General features: G+C 62.8%; 12 protein-coding genes. 2 read left to right on the top strand and 10 right to left on the bottom strand.

All coding sequences use genetic code 11. The features are described 5' to 3' along the window. Positions 1 to 59 precede the first annotated feature (59 nt). The 10 genes from THL1_RS07085 to THL1_RS07040 all read right to left on the bottom strand — a co-directional run bounded on the left by THL1_RS07085 (position 60) and on the right by THL1_RS07040 (position 10,041). Entirely contained in the window at positions 60 to 935 is an 876-nt protein-coding gene (locus THL1_RS07085; protein WP_069082598.1) for an SDR family oxidoreductase, read from the bottom strand. 162 nt (positions 936 to 1,097) lie between these two features. Continuing rightward, positions 1,098 to 2,246: an acetyl-CoA C-acetyltransferase gene (locus tag THL1_RS07080; protein WP_069082597.1), complete on the bottom strand. Its 1,149-nt coding sequence runs from the start codon at positions 2,244 to 2,246 to the stop codon at positions 1,098 to 1,100. 160 nt (positions 2,247 to 2,406) lie between these two features. Next, entirely contained in the window at positions 2,407 to 3,459 is a 1,053-nt protein-coding gene (locus tag THL1_RS07075) for an acyl-CoA dehydrogenase family protein (protein WP_069082596.1), read from the bottom strand. Between the two features lie 10 nt (positions 3,460 to 3,469). Continuing rightward, entirely contained in the window at positions 3,470 to 4,636 is a 1,167-nt protein-coding gene (locus tag THL1_RS07070; protein WP_069082595.1) for an acyl-CoA dehydrogenase family protein, read from the bottom strand. A 4-nt stretch (positions 4,637 to 4,640) separates the two neighbouring features. Continuing rightward, positions 4,641 to 5,399 (bottom strand): enoyl-CoA hydratase family protein, encoded by a 759-nt coding sequence (locus THL1_RS07065; protein ID WP_069082594.1) that lies wholly within the window; start codon positions 5,397 to 5,399, stop codon positions 4,641 to 4,643. A 79-nt stretch (positions 5,400 to 5,478) separates the two neighbouring features. Further along, the gene (locus THL1_RS07060; protein ID WP_069082593.1) at positions 5,479 to 6,552 is read right to left on the bottom strand and encodes an NAD(P)H-dependent flavin oxidoreductase; all 1,074 of its coding nucleotides are present in this window, start codon (positions 6,550 to 6,552) and stop codon (positions 5,479 to 5,481) included. Continuing rightward, positions 6,552 to 7,418 (bottom strand): enoyl-CoA hydratase, encoded by an 867-nt coding sequence (locus tag THL1_RS07055; RefSeq protein ID WP_414703727.1) that lies wholly within the window; start codon positions 7,416 to 7,418, stop codon positions 6,552 to 6,554. Before THL1_RS07055 ends, THL1_RS07060 begins: the two co-directional genes overlap by 1 nt. 15 nt (positions 7,419 to 7,433) lie before the next feature. After that, entirely contained in the window at positions 7,434 to 8,246 is an 813-nt protein-coding gene (locus tag THL1_RS07050; protein WP_069082591.1) for a CoA-transferase subunit beta, read from the bottom strand. Between the two features lie 10 nt (positions 8,247 to 8,256). Then, positions 8,257 to 9,135, bottom strand: coding sequence for a CoA transferase subunit A (locus tag THL1_RS07045; protein WP_069082590.1), 879 nt, complete (start codon positions 9,133 to 9,135; stop codon positions 8,257 to 8,259). A gap of 12 nt (positions 9,136 to 9,147) precedes the next feature. Continuing rightward, a complete protein-coding gene (locus tag THL1_RS07040; protein WP_069082589.1) occupies positions 9,148 to 10,041 on the bottom strand; it encodes a VOC family protein in 894 nt (297 codons plus the stop codon). A 607-nt stretch (positions 10,042 to 10,648) separates the two neighbouring features. Here THL1_RS07040 and THL1_RS07030 point away from each other — a divergent pair. Both THL1_RS07030 and THL1_RS07025 read left to right on the top strand, forming a co-directional pair. After that, on the top strand, positions 10,649 to 11,872 hold the full coding sequence (locus tag THL1_RS07030; protein ID WP_237234774.1) for a pyruvate carboxyltransferase: 1,224 nt from the start codon (positions 10,649 to 10,651) through the stop codon (positions 11,870 to 11,872). A gap of 1 nt (position 11,873) precedes the next feature. After that, entirely contained in the window at positions 11,874 to 12,821 is a 948-nt protein-coding gene (locus THL1_RS07025) for an AEC family transporter (protein ID WP_069082587.1), read from the top strand. The last annotated feature ends 768 nt before the right edge of the window (positions 12,822 to 13,589 follow it).

Raw genomic sequence — 13,589 nt, 5'->3', positions numbered from 1 at the left:
TTTGGGGCAATGGGGTTGCCCCAGACGAATGAATTCGCCCCTACAGAGCCGGGGAAGCGTTAGCTGCCGTAGACCTTCTGCGCCGGCACCGCTTCGGCCAGCAGGCGTTCCACCACCTCGCCCACTTCCTCCGGCTGGTAGCGCGCGCCCTTGTCGTGCTCGGGGCCACGGCGCCAGCCATCGGCGATGGAGAGCTTGCCTCCTTCCACCTCGAACATGCGGCCAGTGATGGCTTGCGAGTCCTCGGAGCCCAGCCACACCACCAATGGGGCGACGTTCTCCGGGGCGAAGTGATCGAATCCGTCTTCCGGCTTCTTCATCACCTCGGCGAACACGTCTTCGGTCATGCCGGTGCGTGCGGCCGGGGCCAGTGCGTTGGCGGTGATGCCGTAGCGCGCCAGTTCGGCGGCCTGCACCAGCGTCAGCGCGGCGATGCCACCCTTGGCAGCGGCGTAGTTGGACTGGCCGATGGAGCCCTGCAAACCGGCGCCGGAGCTGGTGTTGATGATCCGCGCCTTGACGGCAACACCGCCCTTGGCCTGTTCGCGCCAGTGCTTCACCGCATGGCTGGCCAGGCAGAAATGGCCCTTCAAGTGCACGGCCATCACCGCGTCCCAGTCGGCTTCGGTGAGGCTGGCGAACATGCGGTCACGGCAGATGCCGGCGTTGTTCACCAGCACGTGCAGGTCGCCGAAGGCCTCGATGGCCTGGCGCACGATTTCGCCGGCAGCAGCGTAGTTAGTGATGTCGCCATTGTTGGCGATGGCCTGGCCGCCTGCGGCGCGGATTTGTGCGACCACAGCTTCGGCGGCCGGCAGGTTGATGTCGTTGACCAGCACCTTGGCACCTTCGGCTGCGAAGGCCAGGGCATAGGCCCGACCCAGCCCGCCGCCGGCGCCGGTGATGATGACGGAGCGGTCTTTGCAAATTGGCATGTGGGGTTCTCCGGTGAGTTCGAGTTGGGCGTGGCAATCCTCTCCCCCGGCCCCTCTCCCTGAAGGGAGAGGGGAGCAAAGCAGCCCGTGCCGGACTCAACCGCTGCACGGACAGCCCCCTCTCCCGCTTGCGGGAGAGGGTTGGGGAGAGGGCCAGCGGATTCAGAGCCTTTCGATAATGGTCACGTTCGCCTGCCCGCCGCCTTCGCACATTGTCTGCATCCCGAAGCGGCCGCCGCTGCGTTCCAGCTCGTGCAGCAGCGTGCACATCAGGCGGGTGCCGGTGGCGCCCAGGGGGTGGCCGAGGGCGATGGCGCCGCCGTTGACGTTGGTGCGTTCATGGGGGTAGCCGGTTTCCTTCAGCCAGGCCATGGCGACGGAGGCGAAGGCTTCGTTGATCTCCACCCGGTCGATGTCGTCCAGCTTCATCCCGGCGCGTTTCAACGCGTACTCGGTGGCGGGGATGGGCGCGGTGAGCATCCATACCGGGTCGTCAGCGCGCACGCTGATGTGGTGAATGCGCGCGCGGGGTGTGAGGTTGTAGCGTTTGAGCGCCGCCTCGGAGACCACCAGCAGCGCGCTGGCGCCGTCGCAGGTCTGGCTGGACACAGCAGCCGTGACGCGGTCGCAACCGAACAGGGTTTCCAGCTCGGCCATCTTGTCCAGGCTGGTGTGGCGCGGGGTTTCGTCATGCTCGACGCCGGCCAGCGGCACGATCTCGCGGGCGAAGCGGCCCTGCTCGATAGCGCGCAGGGCGCGGCGGTGGGATTCCAGGGCATAGGCTTCCAGCGCCTCACGGGACAGGTCCCACTTCTCCGCGATCATTTGTGCGGAACGGAACTGGGTCGGCGGCACTTTGCCGTAGCGCTTCACCCAGCCCTCGGAGCCAGAGAAGGGATCGGTGAAACCCAGCGGCTCGGCGGCGGTCATGGCCGAGGAAATCGGAATCTGCGTCATGGTCTGCACGCCGCCGGCAATCACCACGTCCTGGGTGCCACTCATCACGGCCTGGGCGGCGAAGTGCACCGCCTGCTGGGATGAGCCGCACTGGCGGTCGATAGTGGTGCCGGGCACGGCCTGGTCGAGGCCGGCGGCCAGCCAGCAGGTACGGGCGATGTCGCCGGCCAGCGGGCCGATGGTGTCGACGCAGCCGAAGATCACGTCGTCGTAATCGGCGTCGGGAATGGGATTGCGGGCGACCAGTTCGCGCAACACGTGGGCGCCCAGGTCAGCGGCGTGGATTCGGCTCAGGCCACCCTTGCGCCGGCCGGTGGGCGTGCGCAGGGCGTCGACTATGTAGGCTTCGGGCATGGCAATCTCGAATGGTCAGGATTGGAGTGAAGGGTGACTACCCTCACCCCCGGCCCCTCTCCCGGAGGGAGAGGGGAGCAAAGCGGTCCGTGCCGAATTCAACCGCTGCACGGACAGCCCCCTCTCCCCTTGGGAGAGGGTTGGGGTGAGGGATATCGGACTAGAAGGTATTCCCGGCCCCCGGCTGAACGGCACTCGAGAACAACGCCTCACGAATCCGTGCCTTGTGCCAGCCGCGGTCGCCCCAGACCTTGTCCAGGGCCCAGGCGCGTTTCATGAAGAGCTGCAGGTCCACTTCCCAGGTGTATCCCATGGCGCCGTGGGTCTGGATGGCGTTCTTCGCCGCCAGCAGCGCGGCCTCGGTGCAGGCAAGGCGGGCGTGGGACACCTGCACGTCCTGCCCCGGCAGGCCGTGGGCGACGGCATGGGCGGCGCGGTAGAACGGGCCCTTGGCGAACTCGATCTGCACCGCGACGTTGGCCATCAGGTGCTTCACCGCCTGGAAGGAGCCCACCGGCTTGCCGAACTGCTTACGCTCGAAGCTGTAGTCCACGGCCAGGTCCACCATGCGCTTGGCCAAGCCCAGCAGCTGCGCAGCCGTGCCGAGCGCGCCACGGTTCTTCGCGGCGGCCCACAGCGCCCGGCCCTGCTCGCCTTCAGCCACGCGCGTCTGCGCGCTCGGCGTCCAGTCGACGCGGAACAGTTGGCGGCTCGGGTCCACCGATTCATTGCGCGTCAGGTTCACCTCTTCGCGGCGCAGGGCATGCACCTCATCGCCATGGGGCAGCAGGAGCAGCTCCGCCACATGGGCGTCAGCCACCAGCGGGTTACCCGGCTCGCCCACGGCAAGACGGGCCTTGCCTTCGGCGATGCGGGTCAGCCATTCGCCTTGCAGGTCCAGCTGGTTCGGCAACGCGGCGAGCAGCGGCACGCCGATCAGCATGGTGTCCACCAGGGGTTCGGGCAGGCCGGCGTAGCCGCATTCCTGGGCCAGCAGGATGAAGTCCAGTTCGTTCATGTCCAGGCCGCCGAAGCCGTCCGGCACGGTGATCGCGGTCAGGCCCAGTTCGGTGAGCTGGCCCCAGAGTTCGTCGCTGCGACCATTCTCGGATTGCCAGAGCTCGCGGATACGCTCCGGGGTCACTTCGTTGGTAAGGAACGCGCGTACGTTGTCCTGGAACAGCAGTTGGTCGTCGCTGAAGGTGAAGTCCATGGCGCGCTCCTCAGGCTCGCGGCATGCCGAGCATGCGCTCGGCGATGATGTTGCGTTGAATCTCGTTGGTGCCGGCGTAGATGGGCCCGGCCTGGGCGAACAGGAAGCCGTCCAGCCAGTGGCCGACGTCGCCGGCATCCGGCGCTTCCGGCAGCAGCTCGCCACGCAGGCCGAGGATGGACAGCGCCGTCTCGTGCATGCGCTGGTCCAGCTCGGACCAGAAGATCTTGTTGGTGGAGGATTCCGGACCGATCTTGCCGCCCTTCACCAACTGCGAGGCGGTCATGTAGGTGTTCAGGGTGTAGGCCTCGGCGTCCATCCAGGCGCGCATCACCGCTTCACCGATGGCCGGGTCCAGGTCCGCCTGTTCACGGTTGCCCAGGTAGAGCTGCACCAGACGCCGCGCGGTTTCCTGGAAACGGGCGGGCGAGCGCAGCATCAGGCCGCGTTCGAAGCCGGCGGTGGACATCGCCACATGCCAACCCATGCCCTCCTCGCCCAGCACGTTGTCCACCGGTACTTCCACGTCGTCGAAGAAGATTTCGGCGAAGCCCGGCAGGCCGTTGAGCTGGGGGATGGGCCGCACGGTGATGCCGGGGCTGTTCAGCGGCAGGAGAATGAAGGTCAGGCCGTGGTGGCGGCTCGACTGCGGGTCGCTGCGGAACAGGCCGAACAACCAGTCGGCCCAGACGGCGCGGGTGGACCAGGTTTTCTGGCCGTTGATCACATAGACATCGCCCCGGCGCTCGGCACGGCAGCGGATGGCGGCCATGTCCGAGCCGGCATTCGGCTCGGACCAGCCCTGGGCCCAGATTTCTTCGCCCGTGGCCATCTTCGGCAGGAAGCGTTCCTGCTGCGCGGCGGTACCGAACTCCATCAGGGTCGGGCCGAGCAGGAAGATGCCGTTCTGGTTCACCCGTGCCGGGGCGCCGGCGCGGTAGTACTCCTCTTCGAAGATCAGCCACTCGATGAGGTCGCAGCCGCGGCCGCCCAGCGCCTTCGGCCAGGTCACCATGCCCCAGCGGCCTTCGTTGAGCTTCGCTTCCCAGGCTCGGTGCTGGCGGAAGCCTTCCGCGCAGTCGAAGGAGCGCAGCGGTTCGGCCGGCACGTTGGCCGCCAGCCAGGCGCGGACCTCCTCACGGAAGGCCCGCTGTTCGGATGTGTAGGTCAGTTCCATGGGGTCAGCCCTTGAAGGTGGCGGTGCGCTTGTCGACGAAGGCGTCGCGGGCTTCCTGGGAATCCAGCGAACGGTAGGCCTGTAGGGTGAAGCCCTGCTCCCAGCGGTATTTGTCTTCGAGGTTGCCGTCCTCGATGCCGGTCAGCGCCTCCTTGGCCAGAGCGATCATGGCCGGGCTCTTGGCGGCGATCTTGCAGGCGATCTCCAGGGCCGCCTCGCGCAGTTCGGCGCGGGGTACCACGCGCTCCACGGCGCCCAGGCGGTAGGCCTCGGCGGCGTCGATCATCTCGCCGGTGAAGTACATGTGGCGCACCTTCTGCACCGGGAACAGGCGCTGCAGGTGGGCGCCGCCGCCCATGGCGCCACGGTCCACCTCGGGCACGCCGAAGCGCGCGCAGTCGGAGGCGACCAGGATGTCTGCTGCGCCACACAGGCCGATGCCACCGCCGAGGACGAAGCCGTGCACGGCGATGATCACCGGCTTGGGATTGCGGTGGACGGCCTTGAAGCTGTCGTAGTTGCCCCTGTTGACGGCGACGATCAGGTTGCCGTCGGCCGCCAGTTCCTTGATGTCGACACCGGCGCAGAAGCCCCGGCCCTCGGCACGGATGAGGATGACGCGCACCTCGTCCAATGCGCCCAGGCGTTCCAGCTCGGCAGCGATCGCGGCCCAGCCCTTGCTGTCGAAGGCGTTCACCGGCGGATGGTCGAAGACCATCTCGGCGATGCCATTGTCCTGCGTTACATGAAATGGATTGCTCATCCGACTGTCCCCAAGGTTGTTCGATGCTTCGCCCGTAGGGTGCGCTGTGCGCACCGGCCGCTGGTGCGCACAGCGCACCCTACGAAGGCTCCGTTCGGCGGCACAGCTCGGCGAGACGCTGCTCGGCCTGCTGCACGATGGATTCGATGAGTTCGGCGCAGCCCGGCAGGCTGTCGATGGCGGCGGCGATCTGTCCGGCGGGCAGCACGCCCTCGGCCGGACGGCCGTCGACCATGGCTTTCTGGATCACCATGGGCGCGTTGGCCGCCATCAGGGTCTGGGCGGCGCTGAGGCCGTCGCTGCCACCGAGCCTCAATGCGCTGCCCAGCAACTGGGTAACGCTGGCGCCGCTGTGGCGGCGGTAGGCCAGGGCGCTGCGCAGGGCCAGCAGCAGGCGCTTGAGGCCGCCGGAACGCTCCAGGCTGTCGAGCAGTTCGTTGCGGATCATCCGCTGCGGCATGCCGTCGATGGCGCGGCTGACGATGATCGCGGCCGGGTCGCGGACCTTCAGGTAGCGTTCCAGGGTGGCCGGCGGAACCGGGCTGTCGGCGCTCATCAAAAAGCGCGTGCCCATGGCGATGCCGTCGGCGCCAAGCGACAGGGCGGCGAGCAGTCCGTGCCCGTCCTTGAAACCGCCGGCGGCGACCACCGGGACGTCCACGGCATCCACCACCTGGCCCAGCAGGATCGAGGTGGGCACCGAGCCGGTGTGGCCACCGCCCTCCCCGCCCTGCACGGTCACCGCGTCGGCCCCCATCTCCACGGCTTTCACCGCGTGTTTCAGGGCGCCAACAGTGGGGATGCAGACGACACCGGCATCCTTCAGCCGGGCGATCATCAACTGGCCCGGCGAGCGGCTGTAGCTCACCGCACGCACGCCGTGCCTGAGCACCAGTTCGACGATCTCGCCGGCGTTGGCCTGGTACATGTGGAAGTTGACGCCGAACGGCTGGTCAGTGAGCCCCTTGGTTTCGAGGATGGCTGCTTCCATGCGGTGCGGTTCGATGGTGGCGCCGGCCAGGAAGCCGAAACCGCCGGCGTTGCCGGTGGCCGCCACCAGTTTCGGGTCGGCCACCCAGCCCATGGCGGTCTGGATGATCGGGTAGCGGCAGCCCAGCAGGCGAGTCAGGCGGGTGTCGAGGAAGGTCGCCATCACGCCTCCGACGGGTTGCGCTGGGACTGGGCCATGGCGCGGGCGTCGTAACCACCGAGCTTGTCGCCGCTGACCAGCTCGTTGTGCGCGTGAGCGAAGTGGTGCAGGCCGAACACCATGTCCATGGTGGCGCGCTTGCCCATCAGGTCTTCGGCGTTGTTCACCGCCTGCTTGGTCAGTTGCAGGCCCAGGCGCGGCATCTGCGCGATGCGCCTGGCCACGTCCAGGGTCACGTCTTCCAGCACGTCACGCGGCACCACCTTGTTGACCATACCCATCTGCCATGCACGCTCGGCGCTCATGCGCTCGCCGAGGAAGAGGAATTCCTTGGCGATGCGCGGATTCAGTTCATGCACATGGGCGAAATATTCGACGCCGGGAATGCCCATGCGGACCACCGGATCGGAAAAGAAGGCGTCTTCCGAGGCGATGATCAGGTCGCACACCCAGGCCAGCATCAGGCCGCCGGCAATGCAGGCACCCTGCACCATGGCGATGGTCGGCTTGGGCATGTCGCGCCAGCGCCGGCACATGCCGAGGTAGACCTCCTGCTCGCGGGCGTAGAGGAATTCGCCACCCGGTTTGTTTACGTGGTCGTACCAGAGGCTGGTGCGTTCGAAACTCTGCTGCACGTCACGGCCGGGCGTGCCGATGTCGTGGCCGGCGGAGAAGTGCTTGCCGGCGCCGCGCAGGACGATGACCTTGACGCTGTCGTCGTCGCAGGCGCGGCGGAAGGCGGCGTCCAGGGCGTAGGTCATGCGCGAGTTCTGCGCGTTGTGGTACTCGGGGCGGTGCAGGGTGACCAGGGCCAGCGGGCCCTGCACTTCGTACTGCACCACCTGCTCTTCAGCCTGTTCTTGGTTCATCTGCGCGATTCCGCCTCAGTGGGTCATGGCCCGGGCGCGCACGCCCGGCGGGTTGTCCTTGAGCTGGCTGGCGCGCAGGTTGTGCGGGTCCAGCTGCTGGATGAGGATCAATTGTTCGAGGGTCGGCGCGGCCGTGGTGGGAATCGCTTCCGGCACATGCAGCGGGAAGCTGGTGGCGGCCTGTACGTCGTCCACCGTGACACCGGGGTGCAGGGAGCGAATGCGCATCTGCCGCTGCGGCCCCTGGAAGTCGAGCACGCAGAGGTCGGTGACGATCAGGCGCAGGTCGATCTCGTCGAGCGACCAGCCACGGGCCAGGCGCTCGGGGTTGTAGCCAACCGAGGCCACCACATCCACCTCACCATCGACGAACACCCGCGTGTTGTGGCTGGGCACCATGAAGGAGTTGGCGTGGCTGATGGAGTTGCCGGGGAAGCCGCGCACCCCGAGCATCTGCGACTTCGGCCTGGCGTGGTCGCCGATGCACGAGATGTTCGCCTGGCCGAAGCGGTCGATCTGTACCGGGCCCACCAGGGCATGGCGTTTGCCGCTCCAGACGTTGTCGAAAATGCGCGAGAAGCCCATCCAGCTGTCGCACTTGGGCTGGTAGCCGCCGCGCGGGCCAATCGGCACCGGTTCGGCGACCATGAAGGCTTCGGAGTCGGTCATCATCAACTCGGCGTTGCTGTTGAGCATGGCCAGCGAGGCGGCCAGGCGCTGCAGAACGCCGATGCCGGTGGCGAGCACTTCACCGTCGCCCGCGAAGGTTTCGGAGGCGGCGCAGATCATCAGCTCAGCGAGGCTGTAGGGTTGTTTGGTGGCAGTCATCTCAGCGTCCTCAGAAAACCGGGAGCGGCAGTTGGCGAATGGCATCCAGGCCACCGACGCGAGCGAGGTATTCCGCTTCCCCGCAGGTCACGTAGCGCTCCACGTAGGCTTCCCAGCCACCCGACTCGGCAGCCGAGGCGTTGTAGGCCTTGAAGTGCGCAGTATCGAAGCCGTAGAGCGGCGCGCAGGACGACGGGTGAGCGCCGCCAGGCAGGTGCACCACGGCGCTGGTGCGGTTGCGCTCCCAGAACACCTGGCGGGCACGGGCCGGGTCTTCATGGAACCAGTCGCTGTCGACCAGTTCGTCGCAGCTGACATAGGCCTTCTCGGCGGCACGCACGAAAAGGTCGTCCATGTAATGGTCAGGGCCGGCGATCTGGCAGACGCCACGGGCATCGGCGCGGTCGACATGGACCAGCGCGGCGTCCAGTTTCAGGGCCGGCATGGCGACCCAGTCGCGGCTGTCGTAGGGCGAGCCGACCAGTTTCAGCTCCGGGTTCAGGCGCAGCACGTCGGTGCCCAGGCCCACAGCCGTGGGGATGAAGGGCACATTCATGGCCGCGGCCTTGAGGCCCAGCAGCAGCATGCCTTCGTCGATCTCCATCACCTCGACCGCACCCTCCTGGCGGGCCTTGCGGAAGTAGGGTTCGAGCGGGATGAAATCCAGCGATACGAAGGCGTAGATCAGCTTCTTCACCTTGCCGGCGGCACAGAGCATGCCGACGTCGGCGCCACCGTAGGCGACCACCGTCAGGTCCTTGAGGTCCGAGCGCAGAATCTCGCGCACCAGGGCCATGGGCTTGCGCCGTGGGCCCCAGCCGCCAATGCCGATTGTCATGCCATCGTGAAGCTGGCCGACGATATCGGCGGCAGTCATGCGTTTGTCCATGGGGGCGGCTCCTTATCGACGGCCGACGCTGAAGTCATGGCCCCAGTGGCTGACCACGGTGCTCTCGAAGGGGGTGTGGCGCTGCCAGTCCATGACCTTGCCGCCGCAGCCGTATTCCAGGTCGAAGCCGCCCGGGGTCTGCATGTAGAAGCTGGTCATGTCGTCATTGGTGTGGCGCCCGAGGGTGGCGGAGAGCTTCACGCCGTTGGCGTGCATGCGGTCCAGGGCACGGCCCACGTCGTCCAGCTCGCACACTTCCACCATCAGGTGCACGCAGCCCGACGGGATCGGGCACTCGAACAGCGCCAGCGAGTGATGGCGGCCGTTATTGCAGTGGAGGAAGTGGATGCGCTTTTCCGGCTCGGCCGGGTCCGGCGTGAAGCGCACCTTCATCAGGTCGGAAAGGCCGAAGCCCATCACCCGCTCGTAGAAGTCCAGGCAGCGGTCGAAGGACGGTGCCGGCAGGACCGCATGGCCCATGCCCAGGTCGCTGGTGACGAAGCCGCTGACACCCACCGGCGAGGCGAAGGGCGCGAAGTCCTGCAGCGGCCCCCAGAACAGTTCGTGGCGGTTGCCATCCGGGTCGGCGAAACGCGCGAGCTCCTGCACCTTGCGGCTGGCTGCATCGGCGGCGTTGCCGCGCTGGACCTCGACATCGGCCTGCTGCAGTTCGGCGATTGCCTGTTCGAAGGCCGCCTTGCCCGCCACCTCCCAACCGCAGGCGCCATAGCCGTCGCGGTCGGCGCGCTCCACGAGGATGCGGTAGGGGCGCTCGTCCATCTTCAGGTAGAGCCGCTCGTCCGATCCGGCATCCACCATCATGCCGAGCACCCCGGTGGCGTAGTCATGCCATGGGTTCAGGTCTGTCGCGGCTACGGTGACATAGCCCAGGCCACGGATATCCATGCGTTACTCCTCGTTATTGTCGTTGGCCCCCCACGCAGGGTGCGGGGCTCCATGGAGAGGGATTAAATCGGTCGGCCAGGGGGGTGGCATCGTCCGATGGGACTAACGCGAAAGGCGCGTGAAATGGGGGTTCCGGCGCTTGCGGGAAGATGAATACAGGCGGGCAGACTCAAGCAATCCGGCGTTGCATTGCCTGACCCAATACGATCAGGAACAGCCTCTTGCTGCTTGCGCTTGCCGGCGTACGCGTAGGCAAAGGTCCTCTGCCTCATCGGGAAACTTGTGCGATGGGGACAGTTTTTTCACCGGAGACGGGATGGCTTATTCGGCGGGGGTCTCAGGGCGAGGTGGCTCAGGCTGCAGCCCGAGAGTAATCGCCTGCTCTTTTACGGTATCCAGCCAAATCTGGTGCAACCATCGATAGTCCCTCTCGGGCTGCTTGAATATTCCTACCATTCTTGTTTTACGCAGAATCTCCCCCCATTGCTCTCGGATAATTCCATTTTGCATTGAGGACTTCTTGGCATTCTACATTTACAGCAAGTCTGGCCTCATGTTTCAACCATCACCTTGATGGGACGCAAAGTGATAAATAGAGGATTTTCAAATGGACGTGATTATCGAAAAGAAGTACACGGACTTTATGATCCCTCATCTGGTGGATGAGACCTTGCGCGAGGGTGTTGAGCGAACCGCATTTCCTATAAGCGTGGAGAGCAAAGTAGATATCTTGCGCAGCATGATTGATGCGGGCATTCGGGACTTTGTGGTTGGCTGCGGTCCTGAAAGCCCGGATGTCTGGCGTTCTCTGCACGAGGCGCGTGATAGTGGCGAGATTTCGCAGGATGTCGAATCAACCTTTATTGTACTTTTGAATTGCTGGGAAACGGCATATCGAAATCTCTCGAAGTACAAAGGGAGTCAGTGGATCGCAGATACTGTTTTCAGCTTTGGAATGATTACGTACAAAGAGAAGGAAAATACTTTTGAGCGCGCAGTCCAGGCATTCAAAGAACTAGGGACGAAAAAATTCAAGGCCAGCGTCCTGAACAATTTCAGGCGGGGCGTATCCGAGAGTGGCTATCGGGAAATTTGCCGCCAGATAAACTGGGCCCGCGATCTAGGCGCTGGAATTATTCGTATCAACGACTCCGTAGGGTCCTTGCAGCCGAACACTACCGAGTGGCTCTGCTCCAACCTCGTACGTGACTATCCTGATCTCATTTTTTGCTTACATGCCCATAATGACAACGGACTTGCCGTTGCCAACGCCATGATTTCCATTCAGTGTGGTTTCCAAATGATCGAAGGGGCTTTGGCCGGATATGGCAATAGATCCGGAATCGCGCCCATCGAGCAAATCGTGAAGCTTTGCCATGTAAACAACATTTCCCTAGGCAAGAACGTGGTTGACATCGACAAACTCATTGCCGCCGCACGACTCTGTGAAGAAAAACTCCTGCAGGTCCCAAGTGTATACAGACCAGTTGGAGAAATATTCGAGACCGACTCCAATTTGGGCGTTTTGAACATCCCTGATTTCCTGGATACACGGGACGACAAGCGGTACTTTGTAAACTATGTCGGCCTGCACCCGGACACGGTAAAAATGGCTATTCGCCGTCATTACCCAGAGTCAGATATCTCGGCCGTTTCCACGCAAAAATTGTGGCAAGTAGTTAGCAAAATCCAAGAAGAGATGAGCGAAAGCTTCCATGAAACAGAGCAACGCTACAAAACAGCCAGACGCCAATTCATGGAGTTCTACAAGGACTGCGTCTACACAAGTCGAAACCTAGCGAATTCGGCCAAAGAAATGCTTGGGGTCTGACATGGATAAAGTCCTGACTGTTGCGCTTCCGCTCTTCTCGATGATCCTTTGTGGATATCTGATGGTTCGTCTTGGAGTGATTGGAAAGGAAACGGTGAAAGGACTGGTAGGAATAGTTTTCTGGCTATTCCTACCGTTTTTCATTTTCACCAAAACAATCTCCGCACCATTTGAAGAGGGCCTTAACTGGACTTTGCTGGTCGCCTACTATTTGCCATGCACTATTGTATTCTTACTGTCGGCACTTCTTGGAACACTATTCTGGGGAGGAAATTCCCGAAAATTCTTCTTACGGGGATTAACCTCAATATCCGGAGTTGTTGGCTACATGGGTCTTCCGCTCATGGTGATGGCATTCGGTGACTCGGTAATTTTGCCAACGCTGATGATCACTATGGCTGACAATATAGTGATTCTTGCTGGCGGATCTCTGATGATGGAGATGACTGCAGCGCGCTCCGCACCCTCTGAAAAGAAAAAATTGGAAGTCCTTTTATCCATTTTGAAGGGGGTGGCAACCAACCCGTTGATTTTTTCTGTCGTTTTCGCGGTTTTCTACGTGAAGGTCCAGTTGTCCTTGCCCGAGACGATCATGATTTTCTCAAATCAGATGACCACGGCAACCGGACCGCTCGCGCTGGTTGCTCTAGGAGCCGCTCTGGCAACCCATTCGGAAAGCGGCCTGGCAAAAATTGAGCCGTTGTTTAACGCCCTTTTCAAAGTCGTGTTACTGCCGGTTCTTGTATTTATTTCATGTAAATACATTTTCAGATTGCCGGACGACTCAGTAAAGGTTGCGGTACTTATGGCCGCCCTACCGATAGCGGTCAACGTATATATCCTGGCATCTAGATATGGGAACTATGAGAGGGAGTCATCCCATTCAATGCTAATTTCTGCGGCAATAGGCGTCTTCACCATCTCGGGGTTGCTTGTTTACTTCGAGTAAACATCCACCATCATAGAGCATAGACTTGCTTTGCTCCTGACAAGGAGGAAGCCAATCCTGTATTCGGAGCAGAACGCTTACACTTTTTTGCCGTGGGATGCGCGATGTGCACCGATTGGCGCCATGCCTTGCGACTGGCGCACATAGCGCACCCTACCTGCGCGGCTCCCTCGCTCATTCCTCACAACTTGAGTCGTAACAAGCGGAACCGGTTACCACGTCCTAAAGACGTGGTTTCCCAAGCCCAAATGAATCACGTCGAATTATTCCCCTGAATCGCCCCTCAGCATTCTGGAGGGGCTAGGTTCGCCACCTCAAACTCGCCTCTGCCCACCTATGACAAAGTCGTCTGACGTGCGCGCGCACTGCGTTACTCCTCGTTACTGTCGTTGGCCCCCCCACGCAAGGTACGAGGCTCCATGGAGAGGGATTAAATCGGTCGGCCAGAGGGGTGGGGGCTCTGGCGCTTGCGGGAGCGTTGCTCCGGGTAAGGTGGCGGGGAACATCGCGGAGGCCGCGAATCCGCTTCGACGGAGGGACACAAAAGTCGGGCCAGGCCGCACGAGAAATTAACGAGTTATGTTTCTGAAGTGTTTCTACGAAACCTTGCAGAAACATCCCGCCTACAGGAAATTACAAACCAAAATACAATTCTTTACATGCCCTTAAAATGAGCAAAAACATCGGAATAACGCATGCCAATCAGCATCTTACAAACTACCAATCGTCACCAATCAAACCATCTGTCAGGCAACTTAAGTTAGTGCT

The sequence above is a fragment of the Pseudomonas sp. TCU-HL1 genome, from assembly GCF_001708505.1.
Lineage (GTDB): Bacteria > Pseudomonadota > Gammaproteobacteria > Pseudomonadales > Pseudomonadaceae > Metapseudomonas.
Note: the sequence above shows the minus strand (reverse complement) of the source record. Positions and strands in the feature narration are given on the sequence as shown.

Excerpts from the sequence above, each read along its gene's own strand:
- THL1_RS07085 (WP_069082598.1), bottom strand. The coding sequence starts at position 935 with ATGCCAATTTGCAAAGACCGCTCCGTCATCATCACCGGCGCCGGCGGC.
- THL1_RS07080 (WP_069082597.1), bottom strand. The coding sequence starts at position 2,246 with ATGCCCGAAGCCTACATAGTCGACGCCCTGCGCACGCCCACCGGCCGG.
- THL1_RS07075 (WP_069082596.1), bottom strand. The coding sequence starts at position 3,459 with ATGGACTTCACCTTCAGCGACGACCAACTGCTGTTCCAGGACAACGTA.
- THL1_RS07070 (WP_069082595.1), bottom strand. The coding sequence starts at position 4,636 with ATGGAACTGACCTACACATCCGAACAGCGGGCCTTCCGTGAGGAGGTC.
- THL1_RS07065 (WP_069082594.1), bottom strand. The coding sequence starts at position 5,399 with ATGAGCAATCCATTTCATGTAACGCAGGACAATGGCATCGCCGAGATG.
- THL1_RS07060 (WP_069082593.1), bottom strand. The coding sequence starts at position 6,552 with ATGGCGACCTTCCTCGACACCCGCCTGACTCGCCTGCTGGGCTGCCGC.
- THL1_RS07055 (WP_414703727.1), bottom strand. The coding sequence starts at position 7,418 with ATGAACCAAGAACAGGCTGAAGAGCAGGTGGTGCAGTACGAAGTGCAG.
- THL1_RS07050 (WP_069082591.1), bottom strand. The coding sequence starts at position 8,246 with ATGACTGCCACCAAACAACCCTACAGCCTCGCTGAGCTGATGATCTGC.
- THL1_RS07045 (WP_069082590.1), bottom strand. The coding sequence starts at position 9,135 with ATGGACAAACGCATGACTGCCGCCGATATCGTCGGCCAGCTTCACGAT.
- THL1_RS07040 (WP_069082589.1), bottom strand. The coding sequence starts at position 10,041 with ATGGATATCCGTGGCCTGGGCTATGTCACCGTAGCCGCGACAGACCTG.
- THL1_RS07030 (WP_237234774.1), top strand. The coding sequence starts at position 10,649 with ATGGACGTGATTATCGAAAAGAAGTACACGGACTTTATGATCCCTCAT.
- THL1_RS07025 (WP_069082587.1), top strand. The coding sequence starts at position 11,874 with ATGGATAAAGTCCTGACTGTTGCGCTTCCGCTCTTCTCGATGATCCTT.